Raw genomic sequence first — 25,627 nt, forward strand, 5'->3', positions numbered from 1 at the left:
ATAGTTATGTCTTGAATACGCATAAGCCAGCTCGAGAGCTGGCTTATGGTGTGTACTTCTTAACGCAAAATCAATCAGTCGGCTGCTGGAGCTTCTACCGGCTTGACTGCTTCTTCGTAAGAGACCGCTTTGTCGGTCACACTAGCTTTCTGCAGAACAGTATCCACAACTTGTTCTTCCAGCACAACCGAACGCACTTCGTTCAGCTGCTGCTCGTTTTTGTAGTACCACGACACAACCTGCTCAGGCTCTTGGTAAGCCGAAGCCATTTCCTGAATCATTTCGCGAACGCGAGCTTCGTCAGGCTTCAGGTCGAACTGCTTGACCACTTCAGCAACGATCAGACCCAGCACAACGCGGCGCTTGGCTTGCTCTTCGAACAGCTCGGCCGGTAGTTGATCAGGCTTGATGTTGCCGCCGAACTGCTGAACAGCCTGCACGCGCAGACGGTCAACTTCGTTGGACAGCAGCGCCTTAGGCACTTCGATCGGGTTGGTGGCCAGCAGACCGTCCATTACCTGATTCTTGACCTTGGATTTGATCGCCTGACGCAGTTCGCGCTCCATGTTCTTGCGAACTTCGGTGCGGAAACCATCGATGCCGCTTTCCTTGATACCGAATTGAGCGAAGAATTCTTCGTTCAGCTCTGGCAGCTTAGGCTCGGACACAGTGTTGACGGTTACGGTGAACTCGGCGGTTTTGCCGGCCAGGTCCAGGTTCTGATAGTCCTCTGGGAAGGTCAGGTTCAGAACGCGCTCTTCGCCGGCTTTAGCGCCAACCAGGCCTTCTTCGAAGCCCGGGATCATGCGGCCGGAGCCCAGTACCAGCTGGGTGCCCTTGGCGGAGCCGCCAGCGAACACTTCGCCGTCAACCTTGCCAACGAAATCGATGTTCAGTTGATCTTCGTTCTGGGCAGCGCGATCGGCCACTTCAAAACGGGTGTTCTGCTTGCGCAGGATGTCGAGCATTTTGTCCAGGTCAGCGTCGGCCACGTCAGCGCTCAGGCGCTCAACAGTGATGCCGTCGAAACCGGCAACGGTGAACTCAGGGAACACTTCGAATACAGCAACGTATTCCAGGTCCTTGCCAGCTTCGAGCGACTTAGGCTCGATCGATGGCGAACCGGCAGGGTTCAGCTTCTGCTCAACCACAGCTTCGTAGAAGGAGGACTGGATCACGTCGCCTACCGCTTCCTGACGAGCGTCAGCACCGAAACGGCGCTTGATTTCGCTCATTGGCACTTTGCCTGGACGGAAGCCAGCAATCTTGGCCTTTTGGGCAGTCTGCTGCAGACGCTTGTTGACCTGAGTCTCGATGCGCTCAGCCGGCACGGTGACGCTCATGCGGCGCTCGAGAGCAGTAGTATTTTCAACAGAAACTTGCATGGATATTCCTCGTTGCACAGACGTTAGCCGGCCGTTTCCGACCCCAGAATCAAGGGCATGCATTCTAGTGGGTCAAACTCAAGAAGTCACCCTACTGAAAACGGGTAAAAAAACAGCAGGCATATTATCGGGACCGCCACACCAATGCAGCGCGCCCCACAGGCGAATACAACCAATCACGCCAGGGCTCTGCGCCAACCGCTTCTATATATAGAAGAGATTGCCAATCAGTCCCCGACGGCCGCTCTTGCAAGCAAGTCCGGCAGGCAGAGCAGCCTCATCGAGCAACATAAACACGACGAAGCGCCCTGCCCCTGCGCACCGAAACCGGCAAAAGCCGACTTTCAGAACCGCTAAAACAAAAAAGGCGCCAGACTGTTAAATCTGGCGCCTTTCGAAATATGGGGTGGACGATGGGGATCGAACCCACGACAACGGGAGTCACAATCCCGTGCTCTACCAACTGAGCTACGCCCACCATATTGCGTAACAAAAAAGCCAAACAACTTCTTTGTTGAAACCTCACCAGCCCGAAGACATGAATGAAGCTTTAATTGGTGCGGATGAAGAGACTCGAACTCTTACGCCTCGCGGCGCTGGAACCTAAATCCAGTGTGTCTACCAATTCCACCACATCCGCGGATGAAGCTTTTAAAGCAAAGGCGCCAGACTGTTACATCTGGCGCCTTTCGAAATATGGGGTGGACGATGGGGATCGAACCCACGACAACGGGAGTCACAATCCCGTGCTCTACCAACTGAGCTACGCCCACCATATCGCGTTACTTGTGCCAAAGCTGCCTAATGGCGCACCCGGCAGGACTCGAACCTGCGACCATCCGCTTAGAAGGCGGATGCTCTATCCAGCTGAGCTACGGGCGCCTTGTTAATCTGTACTCTTAAAGGACTACAAACTAAGTGCTTTCCAGTGTTGCAGAACCTTGATTCCGCTTCACCTTCTTAACCAGTGCTAGGCTGTGCCCGACAAGTGCGACGAATAGTATAGAGCGCTCCGAAGGTCGTCAAATCCTTTTTGAAAAAAATTCATTTAATTAAAGGAGTTAGAGGAATTTGCTGACCAAGCGCCTTTGCCCTCACCGCTCGACATGCGAGAATGCGTTCTCATTTTTTCCCCTCTCGATGGTTAATCACGCGCAATGACTGCACAACTAATCGACGGCAAATCGATCGCCGCCAGCCTGCGCCAGCAGATCGCCCAACGAGTTGCCGAGCGTCGCCAGCAAGGCCTGCGCACTCCCGGCCTCGCGGTGATCCTGGTCGGCAGCGATCCTGCCTCTCAGGTTTATGTCTCGCACAAGCGTAAAGACTGTGAAGAGGTTGGCTTCCTCTCTCAAGCCTACGACCTGCCCTCCGACACCACGCAAGACGCCTTGACCGATCTGATCGATCGTCTCAACGACGACCCTGCAATCGACGGCATCCTGCTGCAGCTGCCGCTGCCCGAGCACCTGGACGCCTCCAGACTGCTGGAGCGCATCCGCCCGGACAAAGATGTCGACGGTTTCCATCCTTACAACGTCGGTCGTCTGGCACAGCGCATTCCACTGCTGCGCCCCTGCACCCCTAAAGGCATCATGACGCTGCTGGAAAGCACCGGCGCTGATCTTTATGGCATGGACGCAGTGGTTGTCGGCGCCTCCAACATCGTCGGTCGCCCGATGGCGATGGAACTGTTGCTGGCCGGTTGCACCGTGACCGTGACTCACCGCTTCACCAAGGATCTGGCCGGCCACGTCGGTCGTGCCGATCTGGTGGTGGTGGCCGCCGGCAAGCCGGGTCTGGTCAAAGGCGAGTGGATCAAGGAAGGCGCGATCGTGATCGACGTCGGCATCAACCGTCAGGACGACGGCAAACTGGTCGGCGACGTTGTTTATGAAACCGCCCTGCCCCGCGCTGGCTGGATCACTCCAGTGCCGGGTGGCGTCGGTCCGATGACCCGCGCCTGCCTGTTGGAAAACACCCTCTACGCGGCAGAAACCCTGCACGCTTGAGTGGTACTTTCAGCAATAGGAAAAACCCGCCTTGTGCGGGTTTTTTCATGCCTGAGAAAAAACTGTAACCGTTCGCCGGAAACCCCTCTTTTTACAGGCCTTTTCACAAGATTTTCAGGTCATTCAAACAACCATCGACAGTTCTTCAGCCATACTCCTAAAATGCGACGCTTTTAAGAAATAACCCGTTACAAACTAACGGAATATCCAACCTTTATGAGTTCGCCCGCGTGAAAATTCGTCTTTCGATTCTGAGCCTGTTTTTTGCAGTTTCAGGCACTTTCATCACGCCAACGATCAACGCTGCGGAAACCACCGCTGCCCCCCGTGATGCTTCGACCCTGAAGATCGCCTCCGGCAGCGCCCTGCTCATGGATTTGCAGACCAACAAAGTCATCTACTCCAGCAACCCTGACGTGATCGTACCGATTGCCTCCGTCAGTAAGTTGATGACCGGTTTGGTCGTGGTTGAAGCCCGGCAGAACATGGACGAATGGATCAATGTCGATATCAGTAACACACCGGAAATGAAGGGTGTGTTCTCCCGAGTCAAATTGAAGAGTGAGCTGCCGCGCCGCGAGATGCTGCTGATTGCGCTGATGTCCTCGGAAAACCGTGCCGCCGCCAGTCTGGCGCACCACTATCCGGGAGGCTACGCAGCCTTTATCGCGGCCATGAACGCCAAGGCCAAGGCGCTGGGCATGACCAACACGCACTATGTCGAGCCGACCGGTTTGTCCGAGCGCAACGTTTCCACCGCCCGCGACCTGAGCAAATTGCTCGTGGCGGCCAGCAAGTACCCGATCCTCAGCGAACTCACCACCACCAAGGAAAAGACCGTGTCTTTCCGCAAACCCAACTACACCCTGGGTTTCCGCAATACCGATCACCTGGTCAACAAGGCCGACTGGGACATCAAGATCACCAAGACCGGTTTCACCAATCCCGCCGGTCATTGCCTGGTGCTGGTGACCAGAATGGGTAACCGTCCGGTCGCGCTGGTCATTCTCGACGCGTTCGGCAAGTACACCCACTTTGCCGATGCCAGCCGTATTCGCAGCTGGGTAGAAACCGGGCGCAGCGCCAGCGTTCCGGCGGTGGCTCAGCAGTACAAGGCCGAGAAAAACCTCAAGAATCGCCAGAGCGGCGTAGTCGAAGCGTCCAAGTAAGCCACCGCACAAGAAAAAGCCCCGAATCCTCGGGGCTTTTTTCATCTGCATTTCAGTCATTGGGCAACGGCATCTGATCATCATCAGGAATGCCATCCCCCGCACTCGGATCCCGCGAAGGTTCCGGGGTCATGATATTGGGCCGGGCCATCGGGTCGCGCAGCGGGCTGTCCGGATCCAGCACCGGATCAACTTCTGGCTCTGGCGTAGTAGGCACGCTGTCGGGTTTTTGGTCATCGAAGCTCGAATCGGTACTCATACGCACCTCACTTCAAGGTTTCAGATCGGCTAACGGATCGTAGGGTTTGGCGGGTTTCTTAGGGTCGTCGCCAGGCTCGACGTCAAGGGGGGCCTTGGCGGGACCGACAGGATCGACCTGCGGATCATCGAGATCGGGCGAGTCCGGATCAAACCCCAGATCATCCCCCGAGGAGTGCTCGGATGAGTGCGGGCCTTTCGGTGATGGGGAATTTGTCATGTCGCCTCCTGATTCACCCGTGGAAAACGGGCTCTACTGGTAGGAGGCGCGCCGGGCGCAGTCGTGCCCGGCAGATGACGAACGGAACCTCAGTGTGCCGCCAGCGCCTTGCGCGCCTGCGCCGCTTCGTTTTCCTGGCCCGCCTGCGACAGTTCATCGGCAGCCTTCAGCCAGCGTCCACGGTCGACCGCAGCCGGGATCTGCGACGGTTTCTGAATCAGCACGGCCCAGCCACCGGACTTTTCCAGGGCCGACTCAAAGGAACTGAAACTCATCAGTTCGCGGCGGTTCATCCCGGCACGCAGCAGCACCTTCTGTTTGTTGCGATCGTAACCGGAAAGGATCGCGTAACGCGGCTCGGCCCAGAATGCCGCCCCCTCGCTGAAACGCACCATCACTGGATAGCCCGCCGCCACTTGGGTCAACAGCGCTGACAGGTTGCTGTCCAGCGGATAAACCACCATGCCGTATTCACGGGCAAGGTTCTGCAGGTTCTGCTGCAATTTGTCTTCGGCGCCCGGCAAGTGCAGCGGTTTTTCCAGAAGTCCCGGGGTAATCACGATGCCCTGCTGCGACAACAGGCTGGCCAGCACTTGCGGCCCACTCTGATTGGCTTCACCGCGATAGAACGTGCCGCTGAGCTCGACTCGCTCCGGCAGGCGCTTGACCTCTGGCGCGACACTGCCTGCACATCCGGCCAATATTGCCGCGCATCCCGCCACCAGCAGCGCCGCACGAATTCGAGAAAATACCTGCACCATCATCACTCTCTGTTCAGACGCCGGTCATCGTGTTCCGGCAACGTTGCGATCATAGGGCCGCGCCGGTCTGCGGTATAGCTTTAAGCGGCAGACTCATCACTTGCATAGAGCAAACTGATTGGTCACCAACGACCTTTGGTCAATAGTCTGAAACACCCCATTGTCTAGACTGTCACTGAAACAGAGCGAATTGAAAAAGCGTGCGCCCGATGCAGGGCGAAGAGGAGGCACTGATGAGCCTGACCATGACCATTGTGATGTTGATTGCCGGGTGGCTAGCCGTGGCCGCGGCCATGTTGTGGGGCGTGTTGCGGATTTCGCGGCGTCACCATCACCCTATTCAGCCAACCTCGGTTGAGAAGCCTGATAAGCACCACGTACGTCACGCGACTGCGCACTGACATATTGCAAGAACCCGTGTAGGAGCTGCCGTAGGCTGCGATCTTTTGACCTTCAAGATCAAAAGATCGCAGCCTTCGGCAGCTCCTACTGAATCCAACAAAAAGGCCCCCTGAATCAGGGGGCCTTTTTGCTTATCGAAGGTTACGCCTGCTCAGCCAACTTCTTCTGCTTCGCCCGACGCGACATCATGTTCAGCACCTCAATCGCGGCCGAGAACGCCATCGCCGCATACACGTAACCTTTCGGTACGTGGGCGCCGAAGCCTTCAGCGATCAAGGTCATACCGATCATGATCAGGAAGCCCAGGGCCAGCATCACCACCGTCGGGTTGTCGTTGATGAACTTGGCCAGCGGCTCAGCAGCGAACAGCATCACCAGCACCGACACCACCACCGCGATGATCATGATCGGCAAGTGTTCGGTCATGCCGACGGCAGTAATGATGCTGTCGATCGAGAACACCATGTCGAGCATCAGGATCTGACCGATAGCGGCGGCAAAACCCAGCGTCACCGTCGAGGTCGCCGACTTCGGATCTTCCGGCGCCGGGTCCATGCTGTGATGGATTTCAGTCGTGGCCTTCCAGACCAGGAACAGACCACCAGCAATCAGGATCATGTCCTTCCAGGAGAACGCCTGGCCCAGAATCTCGATCACGGGTGCGGTCAACTGCACGATGAAGGCGATGGTGCTCAACAGTGCCAGACGCAGGATCAACGCCATGCCGATACCGATGCGGCGCGCTTTCTGCTGGTACTGCTTGGGCAATTTGTTGGTCAGGATCGAGATAAAGATCAGGTTATCGATGCCAAGCACGATTTCCATCACCACCAATGTGGCCAAAGCAACCCAGGCGGTGGGGCTGGCGGCGAGCTGTAACAGATATTCCATGGGTCAGTCCTGACTCTGTGTAAGACGAATTAGATGGTCTTGGAGGAAGATTCGGATTTTTCCGCATCTTTTTCCGGTGTTTCTTTTTTCTCGATCAGCCCGCCAGTGGCATCGCTCAGCGCTTGCTCGGCGGCTTTGTGGGTGTCGTCGATCGCTTGCTTGGCGCTTTCAGCGGCTTTGCCCATCAGTTGCTGGGCGCTTTTCTCAGCCTGATCGCAACCGGCCAGAAGCAGTAAAGACGTAAACATCAGCGCAGGTATTGTGTATTTCATGGGGCTTCCTTCGAATGAACAGACAGGGTCACAGACCGGCCGTCGATGGCTGGGCATTCTAGGGAGACAAACACTTCAGGAAAATTCGTATTTTTAGCGGCTATACTTCGGTTTTAACGAACTGAAGACGCTCATGCTCAACTACCGCCAACTGCATTACTTCTGGGTCGTGGCGAAGACCGGCAGCATTGTTCGCGCGTGCGAGCAGCTGAACCTGACGCCACAGACCATCAGCGGGCAGATATCACTGCTCGAACAGACGTATGGCATCGAGTTATTCAGACGGGTCGGACGGCAACTCGAATTGACCGAAGCCGGGCGACAAGCCCTGCCCTACGCCGAGCAGATGTTCCAGCTCGGAGGCGAACTGGAACTGATGCTGCGCGCCCAGCCCAATGAACAGCAGATTCTGTTTCGCGTCGGCGTAGCGGACGTGGTGCCGAAATCCATCGTCTATCGCCTGATCGCACCGACCATGGAGCTGAACGAACCACTGCGCATCACCTGCCGCGAAGACAAACTGGAACGCTTGCTCGCCGATCTGGCCATCCAGCGTCTGGACCTGGTGATCTCCGACAGCCCGATGCCCTCGCACCTCGACATCAAGGGCTACAGCCAGAAACTCGGCGAGTGCGGGATCAGTTTTTTCGCCACCGCTGAACTGGCGGCCAGATACGGTCAGGATTTCCCGCGCAGCCTGCACGGCGCACCGTTATTGATTCCCGGGGCGGAAACCGTGGTGCGCAGCCGCTTGCAGCGCTGGTTTGCCGAGCAGCAGATCCAGCCGCAAATCGTCGGCGAGTTCGATGACAGTGCCTTGATGCAGGCCTTCGGCCAATCCGGCAGCGGGATTTTTATCGGCCCGAGCGTGATTGCCGATGAAGTGAAGCGCCAGTACGGCGTCGAGTTGATTGGCCAGACCGACGCGGTGACCGAGTCGTTCTACGCCATTTCGGTGGAACGCAAGGTCAAGCACCCCGGCATCGTTGCGATTACCGAAGGTGCCCGACGCGAGCTGTTTACTGCGTTATGAGGCCTCGGCGCACATCTCGCGCGGCTTGAGCGTCATCAGCACCATGGCGAGGAACACCGAGAGCAAGATGAATCCGGCGGCGGCAAAGCCGAGGAAGCCCAGGCCCGCGCTGTCGATGACCCGGCCACCGACCATGGCGCCCAGGCCAATCCCCAGATTGGCCCCGGCGATGTTCAACGACGCGGCAAAGGCCGGCGCCTCTGGCGCGGCTTTCATCAGGCGCACATGGCTGACCAGGAACAACGCAGCCTGGGTAATGCCCCAGATCCCCATGGCCACCGCCAGCCCCAGCGGCGAGTGAATGTTCGGCACCAGCGAGACCATGCCGGCAATCATGAACGCACAGAACAACACCGACGCCCCCAGCGGATGCCGGTCCACGGCACGACCGCCCAGCGAGTTGCCAATCAGCCCGACCGCACCGAAGGCCATCAGGCACCAACCGACCACGGTGCCGTTGAACCCGGCGAGGCGCTCAAGAATGTCGGCCAGATAGGTGTAAGCGGTAAACATGCCGCTGAACACCAGAATCGACAGCACGATATGGCCGATCATCAACGGGCTGCGCAGGATCTTGAACTGCGAACGGAAGCTGACCTGATGCTGGTGCAGGCTGGTTTTCGGCAGGTAAACAAACAGCAGCAAGGCCTTGGCAAAGGCGATTACCGCCAGAATACCGAAGGCACTGCGCCAGCCGAAGGCATCGGAAATCAGTGTGCCGACCGGGATGCCGAACACCGTGGCACAAACAATGCCGAAGCCGATCTTGGCGATCGCGCGACCGGCGAAATCCGGGCCGACGATGTCCACTGCGGTTTCACTGGCCAAGGCCCAGAACACCGGCAGACCGAGCGCCGGGATCAACCGGGCAATCGCCATCACCCAGATGTTCGGCGCCAGCGCCGCCACGGTATTGGCCAGGCCGAACATGATCAGGATGCTGATAAACAGTTTGCGTCGTTCGAAACGGGCGAAATATGCGGTCAAGAAAGGCCCGAACATGGCCACGGTAAAAGCGAATAGAGTCACCAGCAACCCGGCCTGCGGAATGGTGACTTCAAGGTCTCGGGCAATCGCCGGCAACAGGCCGACGATGACGAATTCCGTGGTCAGCACCGTGAAACCGGCGGCGGACAACAGAAGAATGGGCAACAGCATGCGCAACTCCAGCAAAACGACGACACCAGCGTTGACCCGAAGGCCCGCTGGCGAAATTTGAAAACAAGGATGCGCAATCTTAACAGAGTGTGTCCGGGCTGACTTGCACAAACCTGCCGACTTCCTTGCCTGATCCGGTGGCAGATCGTCACAGGCCTGAAGGATAAGGCCTACGCTGTGATAAAGTCCGCGCCCTTAAAAACGTACAGCCTGTTCAACGACCTGTTTATGGGCGTTGATTTCGCAGCAACTTTCGGTGCGTGATGGTGGTCTGCCCCCGACTGTCCACCGCCTTCACGCCACCTCGCACCCTATAAAAAATCAGAGATGCCGTCATGACTGCTTCATCCCCTTCTCTATTGCAACGCCTGAAGAACCTGAGCCTGGTCACCCAGATCCTCATCGGCCTGATTGCCGGTATCGCCTTGGCGTCGTTTGCCCCGCAAGTGGCAAAAGACACCGCGTTCATCGGCAAAGTGTTTGTATCGGCGTTGAAAGCCGTGGCCCCGATTCTGGTATTCGTGCTGGTAATGGCGTCGATTGCCAACCATAAACATGGCCAGGAAACCCATATCCGGCCAATTCTGTTCCTTTATTTGCTCGGTACGTTTGCCGCGGCAGCAGTGGCCGTGGTTGCCAGCATGGCGTTCCCGTCGCATCTGGTGCTGTCCACCGAAAATGTCGCGGTAACGGCGCCGGGCGGCATTGGTGAGGTCTTGCAAAGTTTGCTGCTGAGCGTGGTCGATAACCCGGTGAAGGCGCTGATCGAAGCCAACTTCATCGGCATTCTGGCCTGGGCAATCGGCATGGGTATCGCGATTCGCCATGCCGGCGACACCACCCGCGAAGTGCTGGGTGATCTGTCCAACGGCGTGACCCTGATCGTGCGCGTGGTGATTCGTTTTGCCCCGCTGGGCATTTTCGGACTGGTCGCCTCGACGCTGGCCACGTCCGGCTTCGGCGCATTGATCGGTTATGCGCACCTGCTGGCCGTGCTGCTCGGCTGCATGCTGTTCGTGGCGCTGGTGATGAACCCGCTGATCGTGTTCTGGAAACTGCGTCGCAATCCGTATCCGCTGACCCTCAAGTGTCTGCGTGAGAGCGGTATCACGGCATTTTTCACCCGCAGCTCGGCGGCCAATATTCCGGTCAATCTGGAATTGAGCAAGCGTCTGGGCCTGCATGAAGACACCTATTCGGTGTCGATCCCGCTGGGCGCGACCATCAACATGGCGGGCGCAGCCATCACCATCACTGTGCTGACCCTGGCGGCGGTGCATACGCTGGGCATTGCCGTGGACATTCCGACGGCGATCCTGCTCAGCGTTGTCGCCGCCATTTGCGCCTGTGGCGCTTCGGGTGTGGCCGGTGGTTCGTTACTGTTGATTCCGCTGGCGTGCAGCCTGTTCGGTATTCCGAGCGAGATTGCCATGCAGGTGGTGGCGGTTGGTTTCATCATTGGCGTGTTGCAGGATTCCGCCGAAACCGCGCTGAACTCGTCGACTGACGTGCTGTTCACCGCTGCGGCTTGCCTGGGTGAAGAAGCCAAAGCCCAACGCGCCTGAAGATCAAAAGATCGCAGCCTTCGGCAGCTCCTACCTTTGGAATGCGTTTCCTGTAGGAGCTGCCGCAGGCTACGATCTTTTGCTTCAGCCAATAAAAAGCCCGCCAAGGCGCAAACCTTGGCGGGCTTTTGTGTATCTGGGTGTTTTAGAACGCGCCCATGTAATCGCGCTTACCCACTTCAACACCGTTATGACGCAGCAGCGCATAGGTGGTGGTGACGTGGAAGAAGAACTGCGGCAAACCGTAAGTCAGCAAATAAGCCTGACCGCTGAAGCGCTTCTCTTTCGGCGTGCCCGGACGGGTGACGATTTCGATGCCTTCCTTGCCATCGATCTGCTCTGGCTTGATCTCGCCGATGTAGGCCAGGACCTTGGCAATCAGGGCCTGCAGCTCGGCGAAGGTGGTTTCGGTATCGTCGTACTTAGGCACTTCGACTTCAGCCAGACGCGAGGAAACGCCTTTGGCGAAGTCGACGGCGATCTGTACCTGACGGGTCAGCGGGAACATGTCCGGGTACAGACGGGCCTGCAGGAAAGCGTTCGGGTCGATGTTTTTCTCGCTGGCGTGGGCTTCAGCCTTTTTCAGCACATCGCTCAGGGCGTTGAGCATTTGTTGAAAAACCGGGACGGATGCAGCGTACAGGGAAATAGTCATGGCACTCTCGAAGGGTGGCTGGATGGAACAAGGAGGCGATTATAGCCATGCTTGATGACCACACGGCTTGCCTTTTGTTTGGCAAGGATTAGGCTAGGCGCCTTCGACTGCAGAGGGAACGCGCGATGACCATAGAACCAGAATCCACCTTCGACGAGCCACGGCTCAATGCCACGGAAATTCGTATCCTAGGCTCGTTGATCGAGAAACAGGCCACCAGTCCGGAAACCTATCCGCTGACCCTGAATGCACTGGTCACGGCGTGCAATCAGAAAACCAGCCGCGAACCGGTGATGAACCTGACGCCGGGCCAGGTCGGCCAGAGCCTGCGCGCACTGGAAGGTCGCGGTTTCGCCAAACTGGTGATGGGCAGTCGTGCGGACCGCTGGGAGCACAAGGTCGACAAGGCGCTGGAACTGGTGCCGGCGCAAGTGATTCTGAGCGGATTGATGTTTCTGCGCGGCCCGCAAACCGTCAATGAACTGCTGACCCGCAGTGGGCGCATGCATGAATTTGAAGACACCGAGCAGGTGGTGCATCAGCTTGAGCGTTTGATTGCGCGGGGGTTGGCGGTACTGATTCCACGTCAGGCCGGGCAGCGCGAAGATCGTTATACCCATGCACTGGGTGATCCGGCGGATATCGAGGCAATCATGGCGGCGCGGCAGAATTCGCAGGATCGCGGTGCAGGCAGTGGCGTTTCGGTTGAGCGTATCGAAGAGCTGGAAGCGCGGATTGCCGCGCTGGAAGAACGCCTGGCGCGCCTCGAATAATCCCGACAAATACATTGTAGGAGTGAGCCTGCTCGCGATAGCGGATTGTCATCCAAATCTGATGTGCCTGACACACCGCTATCGCGAGCAGGCTCACTCCTACAAGGGATCTGCGTTTTACTCGCCTTCCCAGTAATCAACGCCATCCGCCTGCCGTGCCACGGCAACGAAGCCCGAGGCATTGCCCTCGGCATCAACCGTGAAGTTATCCATCACCGCGTATTTGTTCGAATCCGGGTATTCGCAAATTTCCGGCTGCTGCTGAGTACTCACCGCCAGATAGCGCAGTTCGGCCTGGCTGGTATTGATGATCTGATGCGCCTTCTCCGGGCCGCCCGGCGGGCAAGCGATCACGTCGCCTTCGCGGATCGGGAAACGCTCGGCGCCCAGACGTACTTCGCCCTCCCCGGCTACCACGTAGAACATCTCTTCATTGACCCGATGGCTGTGAAACGGACTGCCGCGCATGCCCGGTGGCAAGGCGTACAGGCGATAGCCGAGCTTCTGCGAACCCAGCTGCTGACCCACCCGCGCCATGCGCTGCTGATAACGCCCGGCAGTTTCGCCTTCCGGGGCCAGGGCATCGGGCAGGGGTTCGAGTTCGACCCGATGCAGGTTGAGGATGGGTGGGTGCATGGAGACCTCGGTCACGGTTTTTGTGGTGGGCAAGTCTGTGCTTGCTGGGGAAAGGCAGTATAGGCAAGGTTCTGGTCTGAATCCGTTGTGAGGCCATCGCGAGCAGGCTCACTCCTACAGGGTGAACGCATTCCAACTGTAGGAGTGAGCCTGCTCACGATGGGGCCGGTAAGGCCCCTACACAACTTACTGATCAGCTGCGGGCAAACGCCACCGCCGCCGCAAACTGCGCCTCATTCGGCCGCACGCCGGTATACAGCACAAACTGCTCCAGCGCCTGAATGGCAATCACCTCAAGCCCGGTAATCACCCGCTTGCCCTCAGCCCGGCCAAGCACGATCAACGGCGTCTCCGACGGAATCGCCACCACATCAAACACCGTTTCGGCAGCCTTGATCACCTCAGGCGTAAACGCCAACTGCCCCGCTTCCGGCCCGCCGTCCATGCCCACCGGCGTCACGTTGATCAGCATCTGCGGGCGCTCATCACCCAGCTCAGCCTGCCAGCGATAACCCAACGAATTCGCCAGCGCACGCCCGGCGCGCTCGTTGCGGGCGACGATCAGACCGTTTTTGTAGCCGCCATCACGCAAGGCACTCGCCACCGCTTTGGCCATGCCCCCGCTGCCACGTAGGGCGAAGGTCGATGCCTTGGGCACCGCGTGGGTTTTCAGCAACTGCTCAATGGCAATGTAATCGGTGTTGTACGCCTTGAGATGGCCGTTGGTGTTGACGATGGTATTGATCGACTGGATCGCCGCTGCCGACGCATCCAGCTCATCGACCAGCGCAATGCACGCTTCCTTGAACGGCATCGACACACCACAACCGCGGATGCCCAAGGCACGAATCCCGCCGACTGCGCCGGTCAGGTCTTGGCTGCTGAACGCCTTGTAATAGAAGTTCAGGCCCAATTGCTCATACAAATGGTTATGAAAACGCAGACCGAAATTCCCCGGGCGTCCCGACAGGGACATGCACAGCTGGGTGTCTTTGTTTGGGTTCATCTGCATGAAACTTCTCCTTCAAACGCACTTTCGGATGGACGGGATTAGCCAGCCCATCGGGTTCTGAACGATCATAGAGGCCTGTTTTAAACGTGCTGCGCGGGCCTCGCGCGGCCCGGTAAAGAAGCCGGTACAGACCTTACACAAAATTTACCCAGCGGCTGTGCTGATTTTCCGAATTTCGCTGTCTTAGAAGTATCCCCGCGACAACTGTGGGCCTGGTGCAGGCCCTGCCGCCGGGTCGAAGAACCGAGGATTTATCATGATTCGTAAACTCCCTATCGTGGCCCTGCTGATCGGTGCTTTTGCTGTCGCAGGGCAAGCGGAAGCCCACGGCGGCAATTACTGGCAAGGCCCGGCGGTGTTTGGCGCGATCGTTGGCTCGGCCATCATCGGCTCGGCGCTTATCAATCAGGATCGCCCGGTGTATGTGCAGCAAGCGCCGGTGTATGCCGCCCCGCCGCCACCGGTTTACGTGCAGCAGCCACCGCCACCGGTCTACTACCAGCCAGCGCCGGTGTATGTGCAACAACCGGTCTACGTGCAACCGGCCCCGGTGTATTACGGCCCGCCTCGCGGCTACTACGGTCGGCCACACTACTACGGCGGTCCACGCTGGTAAACGCAACACAAAGCCCCGCTTTTATAGCGGGGCTTTTTTATGACCGTTGGTCGGCCTGCGTCTGAAAAAATCTCGCGAAGGTCGCTGTGAGGACAGTTTCACCGGCTAAAGTCGGCATGATTGACTCGAGCGTTATGGTCTTTTCCACAAAACGGTCATTTATTTGTCATGACGGAACCGCAATCTGAATCCGTCCGTAAACAACAGGTTGATAAGAACAAGGACGATTGTATGCCAACACAGAACCCGCACCGCATCGTCGGCCTGTGCACCTCCAGCAAGGTGTACAGCGCGCTGACCGAGCTCAAGCACCTGGAAGGCCACCGCTGCGCCAAGTTTCTTTCGCTGCTGGCGGAGAATCTGGTGCACAAAGGTTTGCTCAACGAGCGCGAAGTCATGCACATGCTCGATCAAGTGGTCGATTGAGCCCGCCCTCAACGGCGTCAATGACCACTATCGAAAGCGTTGATTGTCCGTAGAAGCGGCAAATCTCTAAGGTAGCTCCATTGATAGATGGAGGTACTCGTCATGGCTCAGGTTCAAATCATGTCCGTTATCGGCAGCGCCGTTCCCGCCTCGCTCAGAGCCTCGGGCTTGCTCGCCTGCTGGTATCTGATGCGCGACGGCGAAGCCATCAGCGGTCCGCTCACCTCACTGCCTGCCGCACAGGCACTGTCGCAAAAGCTCGTCAGCGCGCCGTTTCACGCTTAAGGCAGTTGCACCTTGGGCTTGGTCTCGGCAAACAGCGCCCAGCTCGACATGAACAACGCCGCGATCAGCGGCCCGATCACGAAGCCGTTGAGACCAAACACCGCCAGGCCGCCAAGGGTCGAGATCAGAATCATGTAGTCGGGCATTTTGGTGTCCTTGCCCACCAGAATCGGCCGCAGTACGTTATCCACCAAACCGATCACAAATACCCCGAACAGGCCCAGCACTACGCCTTGCCAGATCATCCCGCTGAGCAGGAAATACGCCGCCACCGGCGCCCATACAATCCCCGCGCCGACCGCTGGCAGCAAGGACAGAAACGCCATCAACACCGCCCACAGCAACGCGCTGGGGATGTCGAGAAACCAGAAAATCGCTCCACCCAAAGCGCCTTGAGTCACTGCAACCACCAGGTTGCCCTTCACCGTCGCGCGAACCACGCGGTTGAATTTCAGTTGCAAGCGCCGTTTGTGATGTTCTTCCAGCGGCACCGCACTGCGCACCTTGCGCGCCAGCTCGGCGCCGTCACGCAGAAAGAAAAACAGCAGATAGAGCATGATGAAAAAACTCACCACGAATTCGAATGTGCCCTGGCCAAAACTGAAGGCCTGACTGGCCAGCACCTGGCTGCCCTGCATGGCCGATTTGACGATTTTCTCGCGCAGGCCGTTGAGTTCACCCATGCCAAAACGGTCGAGCAAGTGCTGAAAGTACGGTGGCAGGCTGTGCTTGAATTGCGCCAGATACGCGGCGATGTCCAACTCGCCGCTTTCGATGTTCTTGTAGACCGCCGCCCCCTCCTGCACCAGCAGCACACTGAGAATGATCACAGGCAGAATCGCGATCACCAGGCAGACCGCCAAGGTACACAAGGACGTCAGGTTGCGTTGCCAACCGAATTTCGCTTGCAGCCGGCGCTGCATCGGCGCAAACACAATGCCGAGAATCACCGCCCAGAAGACCGCACCGTAGAACGGCAGGAGGATCCAGATAAACGCCACCGTGACCAACAACAGCAGTACGGTGAGGGATTTGAATTGAAGGCTTTTTTCGTTCATGTCCGATCCATGTCAGTCAGGCGTCGTGCACGCCCCGATGCTTAGTCAACCGGGGCCTGCACGAGTGCCATCTTTATTCATGGAGCATAGTTGCGGATCAGCGCTAGCCGGTCAGCGAACCGGCAATTTGACGATTTCAGCGGTGCTCAGCACATCGCCGAAGGTGTCTTCCACTTCCGCCAGCGCAGCCTTGTGCAAGGCATCCTTGTCGATAGAGTCACCGTTGGCGCGGGTGATCGCACGGGTTGCCGAAGCATCCGACGCGACGATCACCTGATAGCCTAGCGGCGCTGCGTCCCGTGCAGCACCGGCGACACAGGCGTGTGTCATCAGGCCGGCAACAATCACCGTCTCGATGCCCGATTTCTTCAGCCGTTCGTTCAAGTCAGTGCTGCCGAACACGCTGACCGTGGTCTTTTGCAGCACGACATCCTTGGCACGTGGCTGCATGTCCGGGTGAAATTTCACGGTTTCGCCATCAATGGCAAATACCGGCGAGCCGGCCGGGGCCACATGCTGAACGTGGTACACGGGGATCTTGTGGCTGTCGGCAAACGTGATCAGTTCACGGGTATTTGCCAGCGCTGCGGCACCATCCGGGATCGGCATCTTGCCGGTGAAATACTCATTCTGAAAATCGATTACCAGCAACGCGGACTTGCTGGCCGGTAACTGGTTGACCGGCGTGGCACCGGACATGGCGCGGATGGTCGGGTGGCTGTCTGCCAATGCGCCAGTGCTGGCCAAGACGCCAGAAAATGCACAAGCGCTGAGAAAACGACGAGTAAAACGCTGCATGGAGTTTGCCTCTGTTCAGTTGAGTGATGAAGCAAGCTTAAGCAGGCCACTGCAGATCGAACACAGTGAAACCGGCACATGATCTGTGCTGTTTTTGCACAGATACGCCGCTCGACCTAAACATAGATCCAGATCAATAAGCCTCGCCAGGCTCCGCATTACCCTGCCGCGCTTTTGCGACCGACACCGCCATGACCCCGACCCTCGCCGCACCCGAATTGCTCGCCCCCGCTGGCACCCTGAAAAACATGCGCTACGCCTTTGCCTATGGCGCCGACGCGGTCTATGCCGGCCAGCCGCGATACAGCCTGCGGGTGCGCAACAACGAGTTCGATCACGCCAACCTGGCGCTGGGTATTCGTGAAGCCCAGGCGCAGGGCAAGCGCTTCTACGTGGTGGTCAACATCGCCGCGCACAATGCCAAGTTGAAGACCTTCCTCAAGGATCTGGCGCCGGTGATCGAAATGGCGCCGGATGCACTGATCATGTCTGACCCGGGCCTGATCATGCTGGTGCGCCGGCATTTCCCGCAGATGCCGATCCACCTCTCGGTGCAGGCCAACACGGTGAACTGGGCGAGCGTCGAATTCTGGCAGCAACAGGGTTTGAGCCGGATCATCCTGTCGCGGGAATTGTCGCTGGAAGAAATTGGCGAAATCCGCGAACAGGTGCCGGGCATGGAACTGGAAGTGTTCGTTCATGGCGCACTGTGCATGGCCTACTCCGGGCGTTGCCTGCTGTCGGGCTACATGAACAAACGCGATGCCAATCAGGGCAGTTGCACCAATGCCTGTCGCTGGAAATACTCGGCAAAAGAGGCCACGGAGAATCAGCTCGGCGACATCGTCCAGACCTTCCAGCCCGAGCCGACCCTGGGCCTCGGTGCGCCGACCGATCAAGTGTTCCTGCTCCAGGAAGCCAACCGCCCCGATGAATTGATGCCGGCATTCGAAGACGAGCACGGCACCTACATCATGAACGCCAAGGACTTGCGCGCGGTGCAGCACGTCGAGCGCCTGACGCGCATGGGCGTGCATTCCCTGAAAATCGAAGGCCGGACCAAATCGCACTTCTATTGCGCGCGCACCACCCAGGTGTATCGCCGGGCGATTGACGATGCGGTGACCGGGCGTGAGTTTGATCGCAGCCTGATGACGGATCTTGAGTCACTGGCGCAGCGGGGCTACACCGAAGGTTTTCTGCGTCGGCATGTGCATGACGAATATCAGAATTACCAGAACGGCAGTTCGGTGTCGCAGCGTCAGCAGTTTGTGGGTGAATTGACCGGGGAGCGGCGCGGGCGGCTGGCCGAGGTCAAGGTGAAGAACCGTTTTGCCCTTGGTGATCATCTGGAATTGATGACGCCCAAGGGCAACTTCCATTTTGATCTGCATGAACTGCTCAACCTCAAGGGTGAAGCGATTGAGGTGGCGCCGGGGGATGGGCACACGGTGTATCTGCCGATTCCGGATGCGGTGGATCTACGCTTCGGGTTGTTGATGCGGGATATCGGTAGTGCCTAAGGAGCTCCTCACCCTAGCCCTCTCCCAGAGGGAGAGGGGACCGACTGGGGGATATTGGAGAAATCCACTCGGTTCTGCGGCTGATACAGTCTTCGCGAGCAAGCTCGCTCCCTCAGGGAAATGCGTTCCAATGTGGGAGCGAGCTTGCTCGCGAAGGGGCCGGTAAATCCAGCACAAAACCCAGGTTCAGCGCCGATCATCGGACAGCGGCGTAGGCTCATCCGCCGGCGGTACCTCTTCATCATCCGCCGCCGGATCCTTCCAGTCCTCCGGCCGGTCGGCATCACTCAGCGGATCGCGCCCCGGACTCATCCCCGGCGGCGCATCGTGATCGGCCAGTGTCGGTTCATCCGTGCCGGGCAGCGGCCGGGTCGGATCGGTCGGTAGCACGCCACCCTGAAACAGCAAATCATTAGCCATCACACACCTCACCAAGGAAGTCCGGAAAACCCGGGCCGTACAACTTGGAATCAGCCCTGCCGGCAGCGTGCTATCGAACAGACCGACGGCGATCAACCCCGAGCGGAAAACCGGTCGCGGCTGTTGGTCAGGTGCAGCCACATGGCAGCCCGCGCGGCATCCGCATCCTGGCGCGTGATCGCATTCAGAATTGCCTCGTGTTCAAGATTGGCCAGTTGCCCCAGTTTGCTCAGGTCTGCCGCACCGCGCTCGGCGGCGTTAAGCCGGTGACGCGGGATCATCGCGCTGCCCAAGTGCTGCATGATCTCGCTGAAGCAGACATTGCCGGTCGCCTCGGCGATCAGCAGATGAAAGCGCCGATCGGCCTCGACGCAACTGTCGTTGTTGTCCAACAGGCGCTGATAGTCATCCAGCGCCTGACGCATTTGCAGCAATTGCTGCTCCGTACGCCGTTGCGCCGCCAGCGCCGCCGCCTGCGTTTCCAGACCAAGGCGCAGTTCGAGAATGCTGCGCACGCCGAGCGCCGTGTCGACGTTTAGGCGCAAGCCCTGCTCCGCCGCGCGCTCGATGACGAACGTGCCGATGCCGTGGCGCGTCTCGACCAGCCCCGAAGCCTGCAATTTGGAAATTGCCTCGCGCACCACGGTGCGGCTGACACCGTGTTCCTGAACGATGGCGTTTTCCGACGGCAGTTTGTCACCGGGGGACAACTGGCCGAGCAGGATGCTCTGGGTGAGTTTCTCCACCAAATCATGCGCGAGGTTGTGCGCACGTTTACGGGCGGGGGCGTCGAGGTCTTCTGGCATGGTCAATTCCGGTATTCGGTGCTTGCGGATCGTAGCACCGCGCAGATGCTGGCGAGATTGATTTTAGCGCAGCAACTTGTATGACAACACTCAAATACAAGTATACAACCTCAAACCATCCTGACGATTAAGGCGCCGCCCCGATTGATCACACCGTCCGATAAAAACCAATAAACATTGGCGATAAACGCAATAAAGCATAAAAAATGGCCACACAGACGAAAATAATCGGCCCTAACCACTTGTAGGACAAAAAATCTCAGTTGTATGATGTCTATCAACAACGCAGCACCTGCCCTACCCCGCATAAAAATAATCAGTGGGAGAAAACCAAGTGAAAACCTCCATCTCCGGGATGAACGAGGGCGTCGATTCGACACTCGCGTCCGCCATCTCGAAAGTCAAACGCCACGTCCTGCCGCTCTTCGTGATCATGTTCATCGTCAATTACATTGACCGGGTGAACATCGGTTTCGTCCGCACCCATATGGAACACGACCTGGGCATTGGTGCCGCCGCTTACGGCTTCGGCGCCGGGCTGTTCTTCATCGGTTACGCGCTGTTCGAAGTCCCTTCCAACATGCTGCTGCAGAAAGTCGGCGCACGCATCTGGCTGACTCGCATCATGCTCACCTGGGGCCTGGTTGCCGCCGGCATGGCGTTCATCCAGAACGAAACCCACTTCTACGTGTTGCGCTTTTTGCTTGGTGTGGCCGAGGCCGGGTTCTTTCCGGGCGTGATCTATTACTTCACCCGCTGGCTGCCCGGCGCCGAGCGTGGCAAGGCCATTGCGATCTTCCTCAGCGGCTCGGCCGTGGCCTCGTTGATCTCCGGCCCGTTATCCGGCCTGCTTCTGCAGATCAACGGGCTGGGCATGCACGGCTGGCAGTGGATGTATTTCATTGAAGGGATGTTCTCGGTGGGCCTGTGCGTGTTTGTCTGGTTCTGGCTCGACGCCAAACCTCACGACGCGAAATGGCTGAGCCGTGCCGAGCAGGACGCACTGGTCAACGCCATCGACGCGGAACAGAAAGCCCGCGAAGCCGCGACGCCGATCCGGCCATCGATGGGCAAATTGCTCAAGGATCGCCAGATCATTCTGTTCTGCCTGATCTACTTCTTCATTCAGTTGACGATCTACGCGGCGACTTTCTGGCTGCCGAGCATCATCAAGAAAATGGGCGAGATGAGCGACTTCCAGGTCGGCCTGTTCAACTCGATTCCGTGGCTGCTGTCGATCATCGGCATGTACGCCTTCGCTTCGTTCTCGGCCAAGTGGAAACACCAGCAGGCGTGGGTCGCCACCGCACTGTTGATCGCCGCGGCGGGGATGTTCATGTCCACCACCGGCGGGCCGATCTTCGCTTTCGTTGCGATCTGCTTTGCCGCGCTGGGTTTCAAATCCGCGTCGTCGCTGTTCTGGCCGATTCCGCAGGCGTATCTGGATGCACGTATTGCCGCGGCGGTAATCGCGTTGATCAACTCGGTGGGCAACCTCGGCGGGTTCGTCGCGCCGACCACGTTCGGCCTGCTCGAAGAACACACCGGCTCGATTCAGGGCGGCCTCTATGGCCTGGCTGCGACCTCGATCATTGCTGCAATCATCGTGTTCTTCGCGCGCACTGCACCGAAACCTGTTGCTGAAATTCCCGTGGTCGATGCCGCGCCAAAGCATGCCTGACTTTCACTTTTAAAGAATGCGCCTTAAAAGGATAAAAACATGACCGCACACGACACCGCCAAAGCCCCGATCATCTCCGACATGCAGGTCATCCCGGTGGCCGGCCATGACGGCATGCTGCTCAATCTGAGCGGCGCCCACGGGCCGTTTTTCACCCGCAACATCGTTATTCTCAAGGACAACGCCGGCCACACTGGCGTCGGTGAAGTGCCCGGTGGCGAGCGCATTCGCCAGACCCTGGAAGACGCGCGCAGCCTGGTGGTCGGCAGCCCGATCGGCAGCTATCAGAAGATCCTCAATCAAGTTCGCCAGACCTTCGCCGACCGCGATGCCGGCGGTCGTGGTCTGCAGACGTTTGACCTGCGCATCACCATCCACGCGGTGACGGGCCTCGAAGCCGCGCTGCTCGACCTGATCGGTCAACATCTCGATGTACCGGTGGCGGCTTTGCTTGGCGAAGGCCAGCAACGCGACGAAGTGAAGATGCTCGGCTATCTGTTTTACGTTGGCGATCAGCGCGAAACTGACCTCGCCTATCGCAGCGAACCGGATGCCGACAATGACTGGTTCCGCGTGCGTCACGAGAAGGCCATGACTGCCGAAGCCGTGGTGCGCCTCGCCGAAGCGGCCCATGGGAAATACGGTTTCAAGGACTTCAAGCTCAAGGGCGGCGTACTCAGCGGTGATGCGGAAATCGAAGCGGTAACGGCACTGGCCGAGCGCTTCCCGGAGGCGCGGATTACCCTCGATCCGAACGGCGCGTGGTCACTGAAAGAAGCCATTCGTTTGTGCCGCGATCAGCATCAGGTGCTCGCCTACGCCGAAGACCCGTGCGGCGCGGAAAACGGGTATTCCGGTCGCGAAGTGATGGCCGAATTCCGCCGTGCCACGGGGCTGAAAACCGCTACCAATATGATCGCCACTGACTGGCGTGAGATGGGTCATGCGATCCAGTTGCAGTCGGTGGACATTCCACTGGCCGACCCGCATTTCTGGACGATGCAGGGTTCGGTGCGTGTGGCGCAGATGTGCCATGAATGGGGCCTGACCTGGGGCTCGCATTCCAACAACCACTTCGATATCTCGCTGGCGATGTTCACCCATGTCGCCGCTGCCGCGCCGGGCGAGATCACCGCCATCGACACCCACTGGATCTGGCAGGACGGCCAGCGCCTGACCAAGGCCCCGCTGCAAATCGTCGACGGACTCGTGCAAGTGCCAAAAAAACCGGGGCTGGGCGTGGAGCTGGACATGGACCAGGTGGCCAAGGCCCACGAGCTGTATAAAGGCATGGACCTCGGCGCGCGGGATGACAGCGTGGCGATGCAGTTTTTGATTCCGGGATGGAAGTTTGATAACAAGCGGCCGTGTCTGGTGCGCTGATGCCTCACTGATAACTGTAGGAGCTGCCGAAGGCTGCGATCTTTTGATTCTGTTTTGAAGATCAAAAGATCGCAGCCTTCGGCAGCTCCTACAGGGTTTGTGTCAGCTTGATAGTTGCAGCAGCCAGTTTTTGAAGGCGAGCATCGCCGCTGTTTCAGGGCGCGACTGCAAGCGCGTCAACCAGTAACTCCCCGTCGTAATCTCAATCGCAAACGGCTGACAAATCGCATCCGCCGCCAGTTGCCGGGCGAACATCAGTGGCGGCGCCAATGCCACCCCACTGCCCTGCAACGCCGCTTCCATCATCGCCAACGAAGAATCGAACACTATGCTTTGCGGCGGTGCTGCATGAGTCGCCAACCCGGCTGCCTCAAACCACTGCGGCCATTCATCGGTGCGATAGGAGCGCAGCAACGTCTGCTGCAAAAGATCACCCGGCGAATGCAATCGCCGGGCGATGTCCGGCACGCACAACACCGACAGCGGTGCATCGAGCAAACGCGTCGCCTCAATGCCATGCCACGCGCCTGCACCGAAGCGAATTGCGTAATCGAGACCTTCAGCGGCGACATCCACGCGATTGTTGTTGGTCGACAGCCGCAAATCTATGAGCGGATGTTTCGCCCGGAAGTCCGCCAGCCTCGGCAACAGCCAACCCACGGCGAAGGTGCCCACCGCACCGACCGTCAACATTTCGCGATACTGTCCACCAGCGAGGCGTTCGAGGATCTGCGCGATGTGATCGAACGACGTGCTCAGCACCGGCAGCAAGGTTTCGCCTTCGCTGGTCAGCATCAGCCCACGGGGCAGGCGTTTGAACAGCGTGACGTTGAGTTGCGCTTCCAGGCTTTTGACCTGATGGCTGACAGCCGCTTGCGTGACACACAGCTCCACAGCAGCGCGGGTGAAACTCAGATGACGCGCGGAGGCTTCAAAGGCGCGCAGTGCGTTGAGCGGCAATTGCGGTCGAATCATGCCCAGTCCCAAATTTTTCTAATGGCTCGTGCGAGTTTTCGTCGTTTGTCGATTGGTGCCGCTCTGACTAAATTGGCGGCGCTGATCAGTCACCCAACCCGGAAAACGCCCGCAGTGTAGCGGGATAACACTATCAACACTCATGGAGAGTGGTTCATTCATGCCATCCATTCAATCGAGCAAAGTCATTTCCTGTGCTGCTTTCAGTCTGCTTGTTGGCGCCAATACCTGCCTGGCCGCCGTGCCCGGCGATGCGCAACTGTCTGCGCTGGTCGACGCCGCAGTGACCCCGGTGATGCAACAACAGAACGTTCCTGGCCTCACCGTGGCGCTGACCGTCAACGGCAAAGCGCATTACTTTAACTACGGCGTCGCCAGCAAAGACACCGGGCAGAAAGTCAGCGAAAACACCTTGTTTGAAATCGGCTCGGTAAGCAAAACCTTCACCGCCACCCTCGCCGGTTACGCCCAGGCCACCGGCAAACTGGACCTGTCGACCAAGGCCAGTCAGCTCTGGCCTGATCTGAAAGGCAGCGCCTTCGACAACATCAGCGTGCTGCAACTGGGCACCTACAGCGCCGGCGGTTTGCCGCTGCAATTCCCGGACAATGCGGACTCGTCTGACAAGATGCTCGGCTATTTCCAACAGTGGAAACCGGTGTATCCGGCAGGCAGCCATCGCCAGTATTCAAATCCAAGCCTTGGGTTGTTCGGTTATCTGGCGGCGAAAAGCCTCGGCCAGCCGTTTGATCAGGCGATGACACAAACCCTGCTGCCGAAACTCGGTTTACAGCACACCTATCTCAGCGTGCCTGCCGAGCAAATGGACCTGTATGCGCAGGGCTACGACAAGAATGGCAAACCTGTGCGCGTCACACCGGGTGCGCTGGACGCACAAGCTTATGGGGTGAAAACCAGCGCCGTGGACATGCTGCGTTACGTGCAGGCCAACCTGAAACCGCAATCGCTTGAAGCGTCCCTGCAAAAAACCATCGCCAATACCCACACCGGTTATTACACCGTCGGTGACATGACTCAGGGTCTGGGTTGGGAAATGTATCGCTACCCGATCAGTCTCGAGCGCTTGCTGGCCGGCAACTCGACGGAAATGGCCATGGAAGCGCACAAGGTGCAGTGGCTGAATCCGCCGCAACCGCAGCCGCACGATGTGTTGATCAACAAGACTGGCTCTACCGGTGGTTTTGGCACTTATGTGGCGTTTGTGCCGAGCAAGGACATTGGCATCGTGATCATGGCCAACAAAAACTTCCCGATTCCTGAGCGGGTGAAAATCGCTCACAAAATTCTTAGCGCTGTTGCTGACTGAAAATCAAAAGATCGCAGCCTGCGGCAGCTCCTACATTGACCGAGTCAAAACCCGGTCCTGTAGGAGCTGCCGCAGGCTGCGATCTTTTTGCTGGCAAAAAAATGAGCGATCCTGGTGAGATCGCCCA

General features: G+C 58.3%; 28 protein-coding genes and 4 tRNA genes. 13 read left to right on the top strand and 19 right to left on the bottom strand.

What is annotated here, in order from left to right; genetic code table 11:
* Positions 1 to 74: 74 nt before the first annotated feature.
* The 5 genes from tig to P3G59_RS18870 all read right to left on the bottom strand — a co-directional run bounded on the left by tig (position 75) and on the right by P3G59_RS18870 (position 2,267).
* A complete protein-coding gene (gene tig / locus P3G59_RS18850) occupies positions 75 to 1,385 on the bottom strand; it encodes a trigger factor (protein WP_038362792.1) in 1,311 nt (436 codons plus the stop codon).
* 402 nt (positions 1,386 to 1,787) lie between these two features.
* Positions 1,788 to 1,863, bottom strand: a tRNA-His gene (locus P3G59_RS18855).
* Between the two features lie 77 nt (positions 1,864 to 1,940).
* Positions 1,941 to 2,025, bottom strand: a tRNA-Leu gene (locus tag P3G59_RS18860).
* Positions 2,026 to 2,082: 57 nt separating this feature from the next.
* A tRNA-His gene (locus P3G59_RS18865) sits at positions 2,083 to 2,158 on the bottom strand.
* A gap of 32 nt (positions 2,159 to 2,190) precedes the next feature.
* Positions 2,191 to 2,267: transfer RNA gene (locus tag P3G59_RS18870), tRNA-Arg, on the bottom strand.
* 275 nt (positions 2,268 to 2,542) lie between these two features.
* On the opposite strand from P3G59_RS18870, the gene folD reads away from it, so the two are divergent.
* Both folD and pbpG read left to right on the top strand, forming a co-directional pair.
* Positions 2,543 to 3,397: a bifunctional methylenetetrahydrofolate dehydrogenase/methenyltetrahydrofolate cyclohydrolase FolD gene (folD, locus tag P3G59_RS18875; protein WP_007917331.1), complete on the top strand. Its 855-nt coding sequence runs from the start codon at positions 2,543 to 2,545 to the stop codon at positions 3,395 to 3,397.
* Between the two features lie 230 nt (positions 3,398 to 3,627).
* Positions 3,628 to 4,566 carry a D-alanyl-D-alanine endopeptidase gene (gene pbpG / locus P3G59_RS18880; RefSeq protein WP_277758495.1) on the top strand — a complete coding sequence of 313 codons (939 nt, stop codon included), beginning with the start codon at positions 3,628 to 3,630 and terminating at the stop codon, positions 4,564 to 4,566.
* Positions 4,567 to 4,618: 52 nt separating this feature from the next.
* Here the strand turns inward: pbpG and P3G59_RS18885 are convergent, their stop codons facing one another.
* The 3 genes from P3G59_RS18885 to P3G59_RS18895 form a co-directional block, all read right to left on the bottom strand.
* Positions 4,619 to 4,825 carry a hypothetical protein gene (locus P3G59_RS18885; protein ID WP_277758496.1) on the bottom strand — a complete coding sequence of 69 codons (207 nt, stop codon included), beginning with the start codon at positions 4,823 to 4,825 and terminating at the stop codon, positions 4,619 to 4,621.
* A gap of 12 nt (positions 4,826 to 4,837) precedes the next feature.
* Positions 4,838 to 5,044, bottom strand: coding sequence for a DUF6021 family protein (locus tag P3G59_RS18890; RefSeq protein ID WP_277758497.1), 207 nt, complete (start codon positions 5,042 to 5,044; stop codon positions 4,838 to 4,840).
* An 89-nt stretch (positions 5,045 to 5,133) separates the two neighbouring features.
* Complete coding sequence (locus tag P3G59_RS18895; protein WP_277762180.1) at positions 5,134 to 5,805, bottom strand: peptidase C39 family protein; 672 nt, start codon at positions 5,803 to 5,805, stop codon at positions 5,134 to 5,136.
* Between the two features lie 209 nt (positions 5,806 to 6,014).
* On the opposite strand from P3G59_RS18895, the gene P3G59_RS18900 reads away from it, so the two are divergent.
* Entirely contained in the window at positions 6,015 to 6,206 is a 192-nt protein-coding gene (locus tag P3G59_RS18900) for a hypothetical protein (RefSeq protein ID WP_277762181.1), read from the top strand.
* A 142-nt stretch (positions 6,207 to 6,348) separates the two neighbouring features.
* Here the strand turns inward: P3G59_RS18900 and P3G59_RS18905 are convergent, their stop codons facing one another.
* Entirely contained in the window at positions 6,349 to 7,098 is a 750-nt protein-coding gene (locus P3G59_RS18905) for a TerC family protein (RefSeq protein ID WP_277758498.1), read from the bottom strand.
* A 29-nt stretch (positions 7,099 to 7,127) separates the two neighbouring features.
* Entirely contained in the window at positions 7,128 to 7,370 is a 243-nt protein-coding gene (locus tag P3G59_RS18910) for a hypothetical protein (protein WP_007917343.1), read from the bottom strand.
* Between the two features lie 133 nt (positions 7,371 to 7,503).
* Between P3G59_RS18910 and nhaR the strand changes: the two genes are divergently transcribed.
* On the top strand, positions 7,504 to 8,403 hold the full coding sequence (nhaR, locus tag P3G59_RS18915) for a transcriptional activator NhaR (RefSeq protein ID WP_016986874.1): 900 nt from the start codon (positions 7,504 to 7,506) through the stop codon (positions 8,401 to 8,403).
* Here the strand turns inward: nhaR and P3G59_RS18920 are convergent.
* Positions 8,398 to 9,561, bottom strand: coding sequence for an MFS transporter (locus P3G59_RS18920; protein WP_064117710.1), 1,164 nt, complete (start codon positions 9,559 to 9,561; stop codon positions 8,398 to 8,400). The genes nhaR and P3G59_RS18920 overlap by 6 nt on opposite strands.
* A 335-nt stretch (positions 9,562 to 9,896) precedes the next feature.
* Here P3G59_RS18920 and sstT point away from each other — a divergent pair, with 335 nt between their 5' ends.
* Positions 9,897 to 11,126 carry a serine/threonine transporter SstT gene (gene sstT, locus P3G59_RS18925; protein WP_277758499.1) on the top strand — a complete coding sequence of 410 codons (1,230 nt, stop codon included), beginning with the start codon at positions 9,897 to 9,899 and terminating at the stop codon, positions 11,124 to 11,126.
* 145 nt (positions 11,127 to 11,271) lie between these two features.
* Here the strand turns inward: sstT and P3G59_RS18930 are convergent, their stop codons facing one another.
* Positions 11,272 to 11,781, bottom strand: coding sequence for a DUF1993 domain-containing protein (locus P3G59_RS18930; protein ID WP_277758500.1), 510 nt, complete (start codon positions 11,779 to 11,781; stop codon positions 11,272 to 11,274).
* A gap of 125 nt (positions 11,782 to 11,906) precedes the next feature.
* On the opposite strand from P3G59_RS18930, the gene P3G59_RS18935 reads away from it, so the two are divergent.
* Positions 11,907 to 12,554 (top strand): DUF480 domain-containing protein, encoded by a 648-nt coding sequence (locus P3G59_RS18935; protein WP_277758501.1) that lies wholly within the window; start codon positions 11,907 to 11,909, stop codon positions 12,552 to 12,554.
* A 117-nt stretch (positions 12,555 to 12,671) separates the two neighbouring features.
* Here P3G59_RS18935 and P3G59_RS18940 read toward each other — a convergent pair whose 3' ends face one another.
* The gene (locus P3G59_RS18940; protein WP_277758502.1) at positions 12,672 to 13,190 is read right to left on the bottom strand and encodes a cupin domain-containing protein; all 519 of its coding nucleotides are present in this window, start codon (positions 13,188 to 13,190) and stop codon (positions 12,672 to 12,674) included.
* A gap of 193 nt (positions 13,191 to 13,383) precedes the next feature.
* The gene (locus tag P3G59_RS18945; RefSeq protein ID WP_277758503.1) at positions 13,384 to 14,202 is read right to left on the bottom strand and encodes a shikimate 5-dehydrogenase; all 819 of its coding nucleotides are present in this window, start codon (positions 14,200 to 14,202) and stop codon (positions 13,384 to 13,386) included.
* Between the two features lie 256 nt (positions 14,203 to 14,458).
* On the opposite strand from P3G59_RS18945, the gene P3G59_RS18950 reads away from it, so the two are divergent.
* From P3G59_RS18950 to P3G59_RS18960, 3 genes are all read left to right on the top strand, one after another.
* Positions 14,459 to 14,818 (top strand): hypothetical protein, encoded by a 360-nt coding sequence (locus P3G59_RS18950; RefSeq protein ID WP_034154666.1) that lies wholly within the window; start codon positions 14,459 to 14,461, stop codon positions 14,816 to 14,818.
* 231 nt (positions 14,819 to 15,049) lie between these two features.
* The gene (locus P3G59_RS18955; protein ID WP_016984641.1) at positions 15,050 to 15,244 is read left to right on the top strand and encodes a hypothetical protein; all 195 of its coding nucleotides are present in this window, start codon (positions 15,050 to 15,052) and stop codon (positions 15,242 to 15,244) included.
* A gap of 102 nt (positions 15,245 to 15,346) precedes the next feature.
* Positions 15,347 to 15,529, top strand: a complete 183-nt coding sequence (locus tag P3G59_RS18960) for a hypothetical protein (RefSeq protein WP_277758504.1) — start codon at positions 15,347 to 15,349, stop codon at positions 15,527 to 15,529.
* Here P3G59_RS18960 and P3G59_RS18965 read toward each other — a convergent pair.
* Together P3G59_RS18965 and P3G59_RS18970 are read right to left on the bottom strand one after the other, a co-directional pair.
* Positions 15,526 to 16,587: an AI-2E family transporter gene (locus P3G59_RS18965; protein ID WP_277758505.1), complete on the bottom strand. Its 1,062-nt coding sequence runs from the start codon at positions 16,585 to 16,587 to the stop codon at positions 15,526 to 15,528. The genes P3G59_RS18960 and P3G59_RS18965 overlap by 4 nt on opposite strands.
* A gap of 111 nt (positions 16,588 to 16,698) precedes the next feature.
* On the bottom strand, positions 16,699 to 17,385 hold the full coding sequence (locus tag P3G59_RS18970) for an isochorismatase family protein (protein WP_277758506.1): 687 nt from the start codon (positions 17,383 to 17,385) through the stop codon (positions 16,699 to 16,701).
* A gap of 191 nt (positions 17,386 to 17,576) precedes the next feature.
* Between P3G59_RS18970 and yegQ the strand changes: the two genes are divergently transcribed.
* Positions 17,577 to 18,908 (top strand): tRNA 5-hydroxyuridine modification protein YegQ, encoded by a 1,332-nt coding sequence (yegQ, locus tag P3G59_RS18975; protein WP_277758507.1) that lies wholly within the window; start codon positions 17,577 to 17,579, stop codon positions 18,906 to 18,908.
* Positions 18,909 to 19,094: 186 nt separating this feature from the next.
* On the opposite strand, the gene P3G59_RS18980 is transcribed toward yegQ, so the two are convergent.
* Positions 19,095 to 19,328 carry a hypothetical protein gene (locus P3G59_RS18980; protein ID WP_277758508.1) on the bottom strand — a complete coding sequence of 78 codons (234 nt, stop codon included), beginning with the start codon at positions 19,326 to 19,328 and terminating at the stop codon, positions 19,095 to 19,097.
* A gap of 92 nt (positions 19,329 to 19,420) precedes the next feature.
* Entirely contained in the window at positions 19,421 to 20,134 is a 714-nt protein-coding gene (locus tag P3G59_RS18985) for an FCD domain-containing protein (protein WP_277758509.1), read from the bottom strand.
* 334 nt (positions 20,135 to 20,468) lie between these two features.
* Between P3G59_RS18985 and P3G59_RS18990 the strand changes: the two genes are divergently transcribed.
* Both P3G59_RS18990 and gudD read left to right on the top strand, forming a co-directional pair.
* Positions 20,469 to 21,815: an MFS transporter gene (locus P3G59_RS18990; RefSeq protein WP_277758510.1), complete on the top strand. Its 1,347-nt coding sequence runs from the start codon at positions 20,469 to 20,471 to the stop codon at positions 21,813 to 21,815.
* 39 nt (positions 21,816 to 21,854) lie between these two features.
* Positions 21,855 to 23,198, top strand: coding sequence for a glucarate dehydratase (gene gudD, locus P3G59_RS18995; RefSeq protein WP_277758511.1), 1,344 nt, complete (start codon positions 21,855 to 21,857; stop codon positions 23,196 to 23,198).
* Positions 23,199 to 23,300: 102 nt separating this feature from the next.
* On the opposite strand, the gene P3G59_RS19000 is transcribed toward gudD, so the two are convergent.
* Positions 23,301 to 24,173, bottom strand: a complete 873-nt coding sequence (locus tag P3G59_RS19000) for a LysR family transcriptional regulator (RefSeq protein ID WP_277758512.1) — start codon at positions 24,171 to 24,173, stop codon at positions 23,301 to 23,303.
* Positions 24,174 to 24,333: 160 nt separating this feature from the next.
* On the opposite strand from P3G59_RS19000, the gene ampC reads away from it, so the two are divergent.
* Complete coding sequence (gene ampC / locus P3G59_RS19005) at positions 24,334 to 25,500, top strand: class C beta-lactamase (RefSeq protein WP_277758513.1); 1,167 nt, start codon at positions 24,334 to 24,336, stop codon at positions 25,498 to 25,500.
* Positions 25,501 to 25,627: the final 127 nt, after the last annotated feature.

Source organism: Pseudomonas sp. A34-9 (assembly GCF_029543085.1).
Classification (GTDB): domain Bacteria; phylum Pseudomonadota; class Gammaproteobacteria; order Pseudomonadales; family Pseudomonadaceae; genus Aquipseudomonas.

Coding starts and splice junctions, on each gene's coding strand:
- tig (WP_038362792.1), bottom strand. CDS start 1,385: ATGCAAGTTTCTGTTGAAAATACTACTGCTCTCGAGCGCCGCATGAGC.
- folD (WP_007917331.1), top strand. CDS start 2,543: ATGACTGCACAACTAATCGACGGCAAATCGATCGCCGCCAGCCTGCGC.
- P3G59_RS18885 (WP_277758496.1), bottom strand. CDS start 4,825: ATGAGTACCGATTCGAGCTTCGATGACCAAAAACCCGACAGCGTGCCT.
- P3G59_RS18890 (WP_277758497.1), bottom strand. CDS start 5,044: ATGACAAATTCCCCATCACCGAAAGGCCCGCACTCATCCGAGCACTCC.
- P3G59_RS18895 (WP_277762180.1), bottom strand. CDS start 5,805: ATGGTGCAGGTATTTTCTCGAATTCGTGCGGCGCTGCTGGTGGCGGGA.
- P3G59_RS18900 (WP_277762181.1), top strand. CDS start 6,015: ATGCAGGGCGAAGAGGAGGCACTGATGAGCCTGACCATGACCATTGTG.
- P3G59_RS18905 (WP_277758498.1), bottom strand. CDS start 7,098: ATGGAATATCTGTTACAGCTCGCCGCCAGCCCCACCGCCTGGGTTGCT.
- P3G59_RS18910 (WP_007917343.1), bottom strand. CDS start 7,370: ATGAAATACACAATACCTGCGCTGATGTTTACGTCTTTACTGCTTCTG.
- nhaR (WP_016986874.1), top strand. CDS start 7,504: ATGCTCAACTACCGCCAACTGCATTACTTCTGGGTCGTGGCGAAGACC.
- P3G59_RS18920 (WP_064117710.1), bottom strand. CDS start 9,561: ATGCTGTTGCCCATTCTTCTGTTGTCCGCCGCCGGTTTCACGGTGCTG.
- sstT (WP_277758499.1), top strand. CDS start 9,897: ATGACTGCTTCATCCCCTTCTCTATTGCAACGCCTGAAGAACCTGAGC.
- P3G59_RS18930 (WP_277758500.1), bottom strand. CDS start 11,781: ATGACTATTTCCCTGTACGCTGCATCCGTCCCGGTTTTTCAACAAATG.
- P3G59_RS18935 (WP_277758501.1), top strand. CDS start 11,907: ATGACCATAGAACCAGAATCCACCTTCGACGAGCCACGGCTCAATGCC.
- P3G59_RS18940 (WP_277758502.1), bottom strand. CDS start 13,190: ATGCACCCACCCATCCTCAACCTGCATCGGGTCGAACTCGAACCCCTG.
- P3G59_RS18945 (WP_277758503.1), bottom strand. CDS start 14,202: ATGCAGATGAACCCAAACAAAGACACCCAGCTGTGCATGTCCCTGTCG.
- P3G59_RS18950 (WP_034154666.1), top strand. CDS start 14,459: ATGATTCGTAAACTCCCTATCGTGGCCCTGCTGATCGGTGCTTTTGCT.
- P3G59_RS18955 (WP_016984641.1), top strand. CDS start 15,050: ATGCCAACACAGAACCCGCACCGCATCGTCGGCCTGTGCACCTCCAGC.
- P3G59_RS18960 (WP_277758504.1), top strand. CDS start 15,347: ATGGCTCAGGTTCAAATCATGTCCGTTATCGGCAGCGCCGTTCCCGCC.
- P3G59_RS18965 (WP_277758505.1), bottom strand. CDS start 16,587: ATGAACGAAAAAAGCCTTCAATTCAAATCCCTCACCGTACTGCTGTTG.
- P3G59_RS18970 (WP_277758506.1), bottom strand. CDS start 17,385: ATGCAGCGTTTTACTCGTCGTTTTCTCAGCGCTTGTGCATTTTCTGGC.
- yegQ (WP_277758507.1), top strand. CDS start 17,577: ATGACCCCGACCCTCGCCGCACCCGAATTGCTCGCCCCCGCTGGCACC.
- P3G59_RS18980 (WP_277758508.1), bottom strand. CDS start 19,328: ATGGCTAATGATTTGCTGTTTCAGGGTGGCGTGCTACCGACCGATCCG.
- P3G59_RS18985 (WP_277758509.1), bottom strand. CDS start 20,134: ATGCCAGAAGACCTCGACGCCCCCGCCCGTAAACGTGCGCACAACCTC.
- gudD (WP_277758511.1), top strand. CDS start 21,855: ATGACCGCACACGACACCGCCAAAGCCCCGATCATCTCCGACATGCAG.
- P3G59_RS19000 (WP_277758512.1), bottom strand. CDS start 24,173: ATGATTCGACCGCAATTGCCGCTCAACGCACTGCGCGCCTTTGAAGCC.
- ampC (WP_277758513.1), top strand. CDS start 24,334: ATGCCATCCATTCAATCGAGCAAAGTCATTTCCTGTGCTGCTTTCAGT.